The sequence below is a fragment of the Clostridium punense genome, assembly GCF_017874425.1.
Classification (GTDB): Bacteria; Bacillota; Clostridia; order Clostridiales; family Clostridiaceae; genus Clostridium_J; species Clostridium_J punense.
Genome location: NZ_JAGGLL010000006.1, coordinates 143,881 through 155,591, shown reverse-complemented (window position 1 = coordinate 155,591; position 11,711 = coordinate 143,881). Strand labels below are relative to the sequence as shown.

The window sequence follows — 11,711 nt, the reverse complement described above, 5'->3', positions numbered from 1 at the left end:
ACATAAGGTCGCATAGCTCAGCTGGGAGAGCATCTGCCTTACAAGCAGAGGGTCACAGGTTCGATCCCTGTTGCGACCACCATTAAACCTAAAAATATAAAACTAAATATATGCTGGCATGGCTCAACGGTAGAGCAGCTGACTTGTAATCAGCAGGTTGTAGGTTCGATTCCTATTGCCAGCTCCAAATATGGAGGAGTTCCCGAGTGGCCAAAGGGGGCAGACTGTAAATCTGTTACGTTTCGTTTCGATGGTTCGAATCCGTCCTCCTCCACCAAAACACCTAATATAGGTGTTTTTTACTTTGTATAAGATTAAAGTTAGATTGTCAATATAAAGAAGTTATAGAGGAAACGATTTAAATTTATCATAAGTGAAATGGTGTTTTTATGACTATGCACTTAAGTCCAAAATAAATCTTGTTTAATTCTAATAATGATTAATGTTATTTAGTAGTGTAGAATAAAATAATATTCTATTAGAAATAATAATCTATTGACACAAAATATTTATTATGTTAATATAGCTTAGAAAATTAAATAATAACTCTTATCCAGAGAGGTGGAGGGACAGGGCCCTATGAAACCCGGCAACCAGTTTTTTAACAATGGTGCCAATTCCTGCAGTAAAGTCTGCAAGATAAGAGAGTGTATAAAAATTTACTCTTCTTATCAAGGAAGAGTTTTTATTTTTTGCTAAGAATATAACTAAGAATAACTCTTGGCAATTAAGAGGAATAACTCCCAGTGTTTAAGAAAATTTCTTATTATATTAATTTTAATAGCGAAAGAGAGAGGAGATATAAAATGAGAAGATTATTTACGTCAGAGTCAGTTACAGAAGGACATCCAGATAAGATCTGCGACCAAATTTCAGACGGAGTATTAGATGCTATATTAGAACAAGACCCTACAGCAAGAGTTGCTTGTGAAACTGCTGTAACAACAGGAATGGTTTTAGTAATGGGGGAAATCACAACAAACTGTTATGTTGATGTTCCTAAAATTGTTAGACAAACAATAGAGGGAATCGGATACACAAGAGCTAAATATGGTTTTGATGCGGACACTTGTGCAGTGTTAACATCTATAGATGAGCAATCAGGCGATATCGCTATGGGAGTTAATGAGGCTTTAGAATCAAAAAAAGGTGAGATAGATAAAGTTGAAGCTATAGGAGCTGGAGACCAAGGTATGATGTTTGGTTTCGCTACTAATGAAACTGAAGAGTATATGCCACTACCAATAGCTATGGCTCATAAATTATCTAGAAGACTTACTGAAGTAAGAAAAAATGGTACTTTAGGCTACTTAAGACCAGACGGAAAAACTCAAGTTACAGTAGAGTATGAAGATAATAAACCAGTAAGAATTGACACAATAGTTATTTCAACTCAACATGGACCAGAGGTTGAGCATGATCAAATAGAAAAAGATTTAATGGAACATGTAGTAAAAGCAATAGTTCCAGCTGAATTATTAGATGATAATACTAAGTACTACATAAATCCAACTGGAAGATTTGTTATTGGTGGACCTCAAGGGGACTCTGGATTAACAGGAAGAAAAATTATCGTTGATACTTATGGTGGATATGGAAGACACGGTGGTGGAGCATTCTCAGGAAAAGATCCAACTAAAGTTGACAGATCTGCTGCTTATGCTGCAAGATGGGTTGCTAAGAACTTAGTTGCTGCTGGCGTTGCGGATAAGTTAGAAATTGAACTTGCTTATGCTATAGGAGTTGCTAGACCAGTATCAATTGAAGTTGAAACTTTTGGAACTGGTAAAATAGCAGATGACAAGATTGTTGAATTAATTGAAAAAGTATTCGACTTAAGACCAGCTGCTATAATAAGAAACTTAGATTTAAGAAGACCTATTTATAAGCAAACTGCTGCTTATGGACATTTTGGAAGACTTGATCTTGACTTACCATGGGAAAAGCTAGACAAAGTTGAAGAAATAAAAAAGTGTTTATAATTTAAAGTAAAAGACCTATGACTTACTATACTTTATTGTTTTGTATAGTATAAGTCTTAGGTCTTTTTTATATATTTTATGTTTAAAGTATATAGAAGGTTGGGTTTTGTGGTCTATTTTGTAACGGTGTTAATTGGGAGAAAAAAATTGTACTTAGAAGGACATTTAGTGTGTTTATGCTAGCATTATTGTTTAAAATATAATATATAAGTTGCAATAGTACTTTTATATTATAAGATAATTTTAAACAACTTATATTTAAGAGAATGCAAAATAGACTTATATATTTATGGAGTATCTTTATTTCATTCTATATAAATAGAGAAATAAGGTTTGAAGAGCAGGTATATAATGCCCTATTAAAATCCTTATGCTATAATTGAAGAGATATAAAATTTTTAGGAGAGATATTATGCCAACAGTTCAAGGTGTAATCAACAGTATAATTTTTAAAAATGATGAAAATGGATATACCATAGCCAAAGTAAACAGCGGAAATAATGCCATTACTATAGTAGGAACACTTCCTTATATAGTGGAAGGTCAAGAATATAATATTACAGGTGAATGGGTTAATCATGCAAAGTTTGGCGAACAGTTAAAAGTAACTGTTATTGAGGAGATTGTTCCAACTTCTAAAGCAGGAATTGAAAAATACTTAGCAAGTGGTGTAATTTCGGGGATTGGACCTATTACAGCTAAAAAAATTGTAGATTTTTTTGGAGAACGTAGTTTAGAGGTTTTGGATAATAATATAGAGAGACTAAATGAGATTAAAGGAATTGGGAGTAAAAAAATTGAACTCATTATGAGGTCCTATTCTAGTCAAAGAGAGGTTAGAGGCATTATAATGTTTTTTCAAGGTTTTGGGATAACTCCTAATGGAGCCATGAAAATCTATAAAAGATTTGGTGGAAACTCTATAAATGTAGTTAAGGATAATCCCTATATATTAACAGAGACAATTACAGGTATAGGATTTAAAGCGGCGGATAATATTGCTAGGCATTTAGGGATAGATAAAAATTCTACCTTTAGAATAAAAAGTGGCATAAAGTATATTATTAATGAGTTTTGCGCTATAGGAAATACATATATGCCTATGGATAAGTTAATTGCAAAAGGAAAAGAAATTTTAGAAGTAGAGGAAGAAGCCTTAAATAGCAGTATATATGAAGCAGTTATAGAAGGAAAGCTTAAAGTTGAAGATATAGAAGGGTCAAAAGGTGTTTTTACAATTCCTTTTTTATATGCGGAACTAGGGGTTACAAAGCAAATAGTTACTCTAGCAGCGGCTCATTATGATGAAATGGATATTAATGCAGAAGAAGAAATTAGAGACTTTGAGGTGAAAAATAATATAACCTTAGCAATATCCCAAAAGGAAGCTGTGAAGGGTGCTGTAAATAATGGAATTGAAGTTATAACTGGGGGGCCAGGTACTGGGAAGACTACTATTATAAACTGTATCGTAGATATATTTGAGGGAGCAGGAAAGCGAGTTTTTATGGCGGCACCTACTGGGAGAGCGGCAAAAAGGATGAGTGAAGCTACAGGAAGAGAAGCTAAAACAATTCATAGGATGCTAGAGCTTGGAGCAGGCGAGGAAGATGTTGAGTTATATAGAAGTGAGGAAGCACCCCTTGAGTGTGATGTTCTTATTTTAGATGAAGCTTCTATGATTGATATAAATCTTATGAATAATCTGTTGAATGCTATAGCCGTGGGAACTAGATTAATAATAGTAGGAGACGTGGATCAGTTACCTTCTGTAGGGCCGGGAAATGTACTAAGAGATATAATAGAAAGCCAGGCAGTAAAAGTTGTAAGGTTAAATGAGATATTTAGACAGGGTAGAGAGAGTATGATTGTAGTTAACGCCCATCTCATAAATGAAGGAAAAATGCCTATGTTAAATAAAAAGAATGGGGATTTTTATTTTATAGAGTCAGGTGAAGGGGAAGTTATTTTAGAAGAAATTGTTTCTTTAATAAATAAAAGGCTTCCTAAGTTCAATAAAAAGTGGAATAAGATGGAGCATATTCAAATTTTATCTCCAATGAAAAAAGGCATAGTAGGTGTAGATAACTTAAACAAAGAATTACAAGATATCTTAAATCCAAAGATAAAAGGTAAGGCTGAAAAGCTGTTTAAAGATACTATTTTTAGGGTTGGAGATAAGGTTATGCAAACGAAGAATAATTATAACATGAAATGGACTAGATACTCACATGGTAAGGAAGAAGGCATTGGAATCTTTAATGGAGATATAGGATATATTATTGATATAAATGAAGAAGAGGATAAAGTTGTAGTGAACTTTGAGGACGATAAAACCGTAGAATATGAAGATATGTATTTAGAAGAACTAACTTTGTCCTATGCAATAACAATACATAAAAGTCAAGGCAGCGAGTTTCCGGTGATTATTATGCCCATGTTTATGGGACCGCCTTTACTAATGAACAGAAATTTGCTTTATACTGGTATTACAAGAGCTAAGCAGTTAGTAGTTCTTGTAGGAAGCCCTAAAGCTATCCAATTTATGAAGGATAATGATAGGAGTTTTGAAAGATTTTCTGGGCTTAAGTGGAGAATAAAGCAAATATTTGAGGCCTAATTTAAAAAAGTACTCACTTTCTTTAGGTGGAAAGAAAAGCATATCTAAAGTTTGTGTACAAAATAAGTTTATTTATTATTTAGTCAAGGAGAGATTTTATGTTCATTGCTAAAGAAAGTAAAGGAATTACTCTTAAGGAAAGCTTAGAAGAAAAGCTATTAAAATATTTTAAAGCAAAAGCCTGCAATATTAATATTATTTCTTTTTTTTATAATACTCCAAGGATTTTCAAAAAGCTTATTCTTTACGCATTAGCACAAAAGAAAACGGTTTTGTACATTACCAATGAAAATGTAAATGATGTTTTTTTAGTTAATATACTAAGAGAAGAAGGGGTTATATGTAATTACTTAGGACCACAGCTAACAACTTCTTTAAAAAGCGGCTTAAATGTTGTTAATCACAACGGAGCTTTATACCTAGATGAAAAATTTGATTTAGTAATTTATGATGATATTAACTCTATGCCACTTTACAATAAGGAATGTATAAAAAAACTATTAGAAAGCTGCTGCGCAGATTATGGAACTATGATTGCTTACTCGGTTGAACAGGTTTTCACAAGTGAAGTTACCTTATTTCAATGCCCTAACAATAATGGAAAGCCATTAATTGAGCCTAGGATTATAAATACAAGAATAAATGTTAATGAAGATTTACCTTTAGTAGTTTATGATTATTTAAAGTGGTCAATAATTTCAAATAAAAAAGTAGTAATTTATGTGCCTGATGATAAAAAGGTGGATAATATCTACAATTACCTAATAAATTTTAAGGATGAACTAACTAAAAATATCTTTAGTTATAAAAGTTGTGGCAAAAAGCATGAGTCATTAACAAAATTTTTAGCTAAGGCTAAGGCGATTATGGTTACAAACTGCTTTGAAAATAGTGATGTGGATTTAACAGGCATTAATGTGATGGTTTTTTTTGCTGAAGATGAGATATTTAATTATAAAAAGTTAGTGTATTTATCTAGCAGGGCAAGCAGAAGCAAATCCTTAGAAAGAGGGGAAGTAATTTTTCTATCTAATGAATTAAGTGAAGATATGGATAATGCAAAGGATATTTTAAGGGAGTTAAATAAGAGGGCATGGGAAGCGGGATTTTTAAATCTGTAAAATATGTATTGAACTGTATTGTTGATATGGTGTTTTGTGGCATGGAGAACTGTATATTATGTGGGTTTACCTGTGGTGACAGCTTGTTATGTTCGCAATGTAAGGAACAATTAAAAATAAATTATTTAAAGTATCCACTTAAAGATAAAGAAGAAACCTTTAAATGTTACTCACTAGGGTTTTATTCCTATTCTATTAAAAAATTAGTATTAGCTTTAAAATATGAAAAAAATTTTTATGCTGGTAAGGTAATTGGTGAGTATATAGTGGACTTTATTAAAAGTGATCTAAAGGAAGATATAGATATAATGACCTTTGTTCCAAGTTCTTCAGAGGCAATGAAAAAGAGGGGCTTTAATCAATGTGAAGTTATCTGTAAAACTGTAAGTGTCAATGCAGATATACCATATAAAGGTTTACTAAAAAAAATAAAAACAACAAAAGATCAAATAGGGTTAAGTACTGAGGAACGTTGGGAGAATATTAAAGACAGTTTTATTTGTATAAATACTGAAAGCATTAAGGGGAAAAACATATTACTTATTGATGATGTGGTAACTACTGGTGCTACAGCCTTTTATTGTGCTAGTACTTTAAAAAAGTTTGGTGCAAATGAAGTTTATATATTGACTGTTGCAAAAAGTAGGGTATAATATAAAAAGTGAGTCGGGTTTGTGGTTGAAAGTCGATGCCAGTCGCAGGCGAAACGATCCACGTAAGTTAAACAAAGTTTTAATGAGCATGGTGCGGCTTAGAAGTAAGTCCTGCCGCTTTTAGCGAGAGGGTTAGTAGTGAGAAGTTAAGTCTGGGTAGCGAAACCTCCAGCAGGCGAGTGTGGGGTCAAAGACCAGGTCAACCGACTTTAAAAAACACTTTGAGAAATCAAAGTGTTTTTTGCTTTTATATTATATGCTATTTAACTATATAATTAAGCCACAATAAGCAGCTCGTAGTAATTACTATACTGTTCATTATTTACCCACTCATAAAGTTTAGATTCATAAGATAATCATTATATAAGTTTTAAATTATATAAGAGACTATGGAGAAATAGCAATCTACAAATATAGTAAATTTCTATAATAGCCCGTGTATTTAGATTATATCACAAGTTAAAAAAAAAATCATACTATATAAGGGTAAGAAAGAAGTATGTTAAAGAAGGAAGAAATAGATATTAGGGAATAATGACTATAGTTGTTAGAAAATTGGGACAAATATCGTTTGAAAAGTAATGGAATTAATACTAAAATATAATCATCAAATAAATAAATAATTTTCAAGGAAAAATAATAAAATATTAAAGAAAACATATACTTAACAAAAGGATTACTAAAAGTCCTAGTTAATATTGAAAGGGGCTGTCATTATGAAAATCAGAATAGTAGGGAAAAACATAGAGATAACAAATGCACTAAAATCTATAGTAGAGAAAAAGATATCTAAGCTAGAAAAGTATTTCAGTGAAAATATTAGTGCTACAGCAACACTAAGTGTAGAAAGAAACTTACAAAAAATAGAGGTTTTAATTCCTTTCAATAATGTAATGCTAAGAGCAGAAGAAAAAAATGGTGACATGTATAGTGCTATTGATTTAGTTATAGATAAATTAGAAGGTCAAATAAGAAAACAAAAAACTAAACTTCAAAGAAGAAACTATGAAGATTCCTTAAGATTCCAAAATATATCCTCATATGAAGATGATTCAAAAGGTGAAGAGCCAACAATTGTTAAAACTAAGAGGTTTGCAATGAAGCCAATGTCAGAAGAAGAAGCAGTACTTCAAATGGAACTTTTAGGCCATGACTTTTATGTATACAAAAATTCTAATACAAATCAGGTAAATGTTCTATATAAAAGAAATGATGGAAATTATGGTCTAATTGAACAGGAATTTTAGGTTGCATAGCAATTTAAACTTTTAAATAACAAATATAAGAGATTATGGAGATGAATCCATAATCTCTTTTAAAGTTTAGAGAGAAATACAATAAGAAGAAACTAAGGAGTTTTATAATAATTACCTATAGACTTTATTACTAATTTTTTATTGATTAATTTCTAATAATCACAAGTGAACCAAACTAGGGAAGCTACAGATTAGATGAAAATTTTATTTCTCATAAATTCACTAATTTTGTTAGAAACTATTTTCAGAATATTATAATAGGCAAAGTTGAAGTAATATTAAATAAGTGCTATAATCTTAGATATGACTTTAAAACTAGTGATTTATTTTATATTGTGGGTTTGATACACCTTAATTAAAGGAAACTATTAGATTAAGTGTGTAATTTAATGATGGTATAAATATTAGGCTAATTTATCTTATTAAAAAGGATGAACAGTGAGGATGATAATATGAAACTTTTTGACAAAGTATTTGGAAGCTATAGTGATAGAGAAATTAAGAGAATAATGCCCTTAGTAAAAAAGATTAATAACTTAGAGGGAGAAATTGAAATACTAACAGACGAGGAACTAAGAAATAAAACTCAAGAGTTTAAGGATAGATTAAGTAAGGGTGAAACCTTAGAAAATGTTTTACCAGAAGCTTTTGCAGTAGTAAGAGAAGCTTCAAAAAGAGTATTAGGCTTAAGACATTATGATGTTCAGTTAATTGGAGGTATAGTTCTTCATCAGGGAAGAATTGCAGAAATGAAAACTGGAGAAGGTAAAACTCTTGTTGCAACCCTTCCATCCTATTTAAATGCCTTAACTGGAAAAGGAGTTCATATCATTACTGTTAACGACTATCTTGCAAAAAGAGATAGAGATGAAATGGGTAGGGTTCATGAGTTTCTTGGACTTAAGGTTGGTGTTATAGTTCATGGTCAAACTCAAGTAGAGAAGCAAGAAATGTATAATTCAGATATTACCTATGGAACAAATAACGAGTTTGGATTTGATTACTTAAGAGACAATATGGTTATATATAAGGAAGAAAAAGTTCAAAGAGAACTAAACTATGTTATAGTTGACGAGGTTGACTCCATCCTTATTGACGAAGCTAGAACACCTCTTATTATTTCTGGAGAAGGAGAAAAATCTACTGATTTCTATAGAGTAGCAGATTACTTTGTAAAGTCTTTAAGAGAAGAGGACTACACTATTGATGAAAAAGCAAACTCTGTAATTTTAACAGATGAGGGTATTGCAAAGGCTGAAAAATACTTCCATCTTGAAAACTATGCAGATCCAGATAATATGGATGTACAACACCACGTGGTTCAAGGTCTTAAAGCTAACTATATGATGAAGAATGAAAAAGATTATATAGTTAAAGAGGGCGAAGTAATTATTGTTGATGAATTCACAGGAAGACTTATGGAAGGAAGAAGATATAGTGATGGCCTTCACCAAGCTATAGAGGCTAAAGAAGGGGTTAAGGTTGAAAAAGAATCTAAGACTTTAGCAACAATTACCTTCCAAAACTATTTTAGAATGTACAATAAATTATCAGGTATGACAGGCACTGCATTAACAGAGGAAAGTGAATTCAGAGAGATTTATGGACTAGATGTTATTGTAATACCAACAAATAAACCTGTTGTAAGATTAGATTTAGCAGATTTAGTTTATAAAACTGTACCTGGAAAATATAAGGCTATAGTAGAAGATATCGCTGAAACTTATAAAAAAGGTCAGCCAGTTCTAGTAGGTACTGTAAGTATTGAAAAATCAGAGGTCTTATCTGCAATGCTTAAGAAAAAGGGAATTCCACATCAAGTACTTAATGCTAAGTACCATGAAAAAGAGGCAGAAATTGTTTCTCTTGCTGGTCAAAAGGGTGCAGTAACTATAGCTACTAACATGGCAGGTAGAGGTACTGATATTAAGCTTGGAGAAGGAGTTACTGATCTTGGCGGGCTTAAGATCATAGGAACAGAAAGACACGAATCAAGACGTATTGATAACCAGTTAAGAGGACGTTCAGGTCGTCAAGGAGACCCAGGAATGTCTAGATTCTATATTTCACTTGAAGATGATTTAATGAGAATTTTCGGTTCTGAAAGATTAGCTAGTGTAGTTGATAGACTTGGATTAACTGATGAGGATGCCATTGAAAGTAAGATGGTTACAGGAGCAATTGAAAGTGCTCAGAAGAAGGTTGAAGGAAATAACTTTGACATCAGAAAAAATGTAGTTAAGTATGACGATGTTATGAACATGCAAAGAGAAATTATATACAAGCAAAGACAAACAGTTCTTCAAGGTGCAAATATAAAAGATCAGATACAAGATATGATAAAGGATGTTATATCTGATGCTGTAAGTTCACATATAAGTGGAGTAGAAGACACCTTTAAAGATGAATTAGATAAATTAATACAGTATTGTGAAGAAATATTCCTTCCAAAGGATACCTTCACTGTGGAAAGCTTAGAGAAGTTATCTGATGATGAAATAAAAGAAGCTTTACTTAATGTTGCAACGAAGCTTTATAGCGAAAAAGAAGCTGACTTTGGTGAAGAACAAATAAGAGAAATTGAGAGAGTTATCTTATTAAAAGTAGTTGACTCTAAGTGGATGGATCATATTGATGATATGGATCATTTAAAACAAGGTATAGGTTTAAGAGCATATAAACAACAAGATCCTGCACAAGCTTACCAAATGGAAGGTAGCGATATGTTTAATGAAATGATTTATAACATTAAACAAGAAACTGTGAAGTATCTATTCCATGTTTCTATGGAAAAGGCTCCAGAGAGAGAAAGAGTTGCTAAAATAACTTCAACTAATGAAGATGATAGCTTAAAGAAAGAGCCTGTGAAGAAGAAAGAAAAGCCAAATAGAAATGATCCATGCCCATGTGGATCAGGATACAAATACAAAAACTGCTGCGGAAGAGGAGAATAGACAGTGTTATTGCAATTAGAGGAGCATTTAAATCAAGTTAATAGTTTAAAACAGAGCATAGATGAATTAAAGGTGTCTCTTTGACATACCAGCCTTAGATAAAAAACTATCTGAGTTAGAGCTTAAGATGCAGGAACCAAACTTTTGGGATGATATTGAAAAAGCTCAAGAGGTAACTCAAAGCGCAAAGTTTATTAAAGATAAGATAGATAAATTTAATGAGATTAAAGCTAGAGTTGAAGATGTAGAAGTATTAATCCAGTTAAGCTTAGAGGAAGAAGATTATTCTTCCTCTAAGGAAATAAGAGCTGAGATAAAAGATTTAGAAGATATTATTGATAAGCTGAAAATTGAAACCTTACTTTCAGGTGAATATGATAGAAATAATGCAATTCTAGCTCTTCACACTGGGGTAGGAGGAAATGATGCCCAAGACTGGACAGAAATGCTTTATAGGATGTACAGCAGGTGGTGCGAAAATCATGGCTTTAAAATAGAGGTTTTAGATTATGTTCCAGCTGATGAAGCAGGAATAAAAGGTGTCACTATAAAAGTATCTGGGGAATTTGCTTATGGATACTTAAAATCAGAAAAAGGAGTTCACAGACTTGTAAGGATTTCTCCTTATAACTCAAATGGGAAAAGACAAACTTCCTTTGCGGGTTGTGAAGTATTACCAGAGCTTACAGAGAATCAAGATATTGATATAAGAAGTGAAGACTTAAAAATTGACACCTATAGGTCTGGTGGAGCTGGAGGACAGCATGTTAATAAAACTGAATCTGCCATAAGAATTACTCATATACCTACAGGGGTAGTAGTTCAGTGTCAAAGTCAGAGAAGTCAACATACAAATAAAGAGTATGCTATGAAAATGCTTAAGTCAAAGCTTATAGATATAAAGGAAAGAGAACATAAAGACAGAATAGAGGATATAAGTGGTGAACAAAAGGATAATGGCTGGGGAAGTCAGATTCGTTCCTACGTATTCCATCCCTATAACTTAGTTAAGGACCATAGAACTAGCGTTGAAACAGGCAATATCAATGCGGTGATGGATGGGGATATTGATATTTTTATCAATGGATATTTAAAAGATAATCAAAAATAGAGTAAGCTAAATAT

General features: G+C 32.0%; 7 protein-coding genes, 3 tRNA genes and 1 riboswitch. All 10 genes read left to right on the top strand.

Features of this window, described 5'->3' with window-relative positions; genetic code table 11:
• The first annotated feature begins 6 nt into the window (after positions 1-6).
• The 10 genes from J2Z44_RS05585 to prfB all read left to right on the top strand — a co-directional run bounded on the left by J2Z44_RS05585 (position 7) and on the right by prfB (position 11,697).
• Positions 7-82: transfer RNA gene (locus J2Z44_RS05585), tRNA-Val, on the top strand.
• Between the two features lie 30 nt (positions 83-112).
• A tRNA-Thr gene (locus tag J2Z44_RS05580) sits at positions 113-187 on the top strand.
• A gap of 5 nt (positions 188-192) precedes the next feature.
• Positions 193-277, top strand: a tRNA-Tyr gene (locus tag J2Z44_RS05575).
• A 269-nt stretch (positions 278-546) separates the two neighbouring features.
• Positions 547-646, top strand: a riboswitch (SAM riboswitch).
• A 160-nt stretch (positions 647-806) separates the two neighbouring features.
• Positions 807-1,982 carry a methionine adenosyltransferase gene (gene metK, locus J2Z44_RS05570; protein ID WP_209649400.1) on the top strand — a complete coding sequence of 392 codons (1,176 nt, stop codon included), beginning with the start codon at positions 807-809 and terminating at the stop codon, positions 1,980-1,982.
• Between the two features lie 412 nt (positions 1,983-2,394).
• Positions 2,395-4,602 (top strand): SF1B family DNA helicase RecD2, encoded by a 2,208-nt coding sequence (gene recD2, locus J2Z44_RS05565; protein ID WP_021284866.1) that lies wholly within the window; start codon positions 2,395-2,397, stop codon positions 4,600-4,602.
• 98 nt (positions 4,603-4,700) lie between these two features.
• Positions 4,701-5,723, top strand: a complete 1,023-nt coding sequence (locus tag J2Z44_RS05560) for a hypothetical protein (protein ID WP_209649399.1) — start codon at positions 4,701-4,703, stop codon at positions 5,721-5,723.
• Complete coding sequence (locus tag J2Z44_RS05555) at positions 5,696-6,376, top strand: ComF family protein (RefSeq protein ID WP_021284869.1); 681 nt, start codon at positions 5,696-5,698, stop codon at positions 6,374-6,376. The genes J2Z44_RS05560 and J2Z44_RS05555 overlap by 28 nt, the downstream gene beginning before the upstream one ends.
• A 716-nt stretch (positions 6,377-7,092) precedes the next feature.
• Positions 7,093-7,623 carry a ribosome hibernation-promoting factor, HPF/YfiA family gene (gene hpf / locus J2Z44_RS05550; protein WP_021284870.1) on the top strand — a complete coding sequence of 177 codons (531 nt, stop codon included), beginning with the start codon at positions 7,093-7,095 and terminating at the stop codon, positions 7,621-7,623.
• Between the two features lie 461 nt (positions 7,624-8,084).
• Positions 8,085-10,586, top strand: a complete 2,502-nt coding sequence (gene secA, locus J2Z44_RS05545; RefSeq protein WP_021284871.1) for a preprotein translocase subunit SecA — start codon at positions 8,085-8,087, stop codon at positions 10,584-10,586.
• A gap of 3 nt (positions 10,587-10,589) precedes the next feature.
• Positions 10,590-11,697, top strand: a protein-coding gene (gene prfB, locus J2Z44_RS05540) for a peptide chain release factor 2 (RefSeq protein WP_378109472.1) whose coding sequence is annotated in 2 segments (ribosomal slippage) — positions 10,590-10,664 and positions 10,666-11,697 — 1,107 coding nt in all. Because the reading frame shifts where the segments join, the coding sequence is not laid out codon by codon here.
• Positions 11,698-11,711 lie beyond the last annotated feature (14 nt).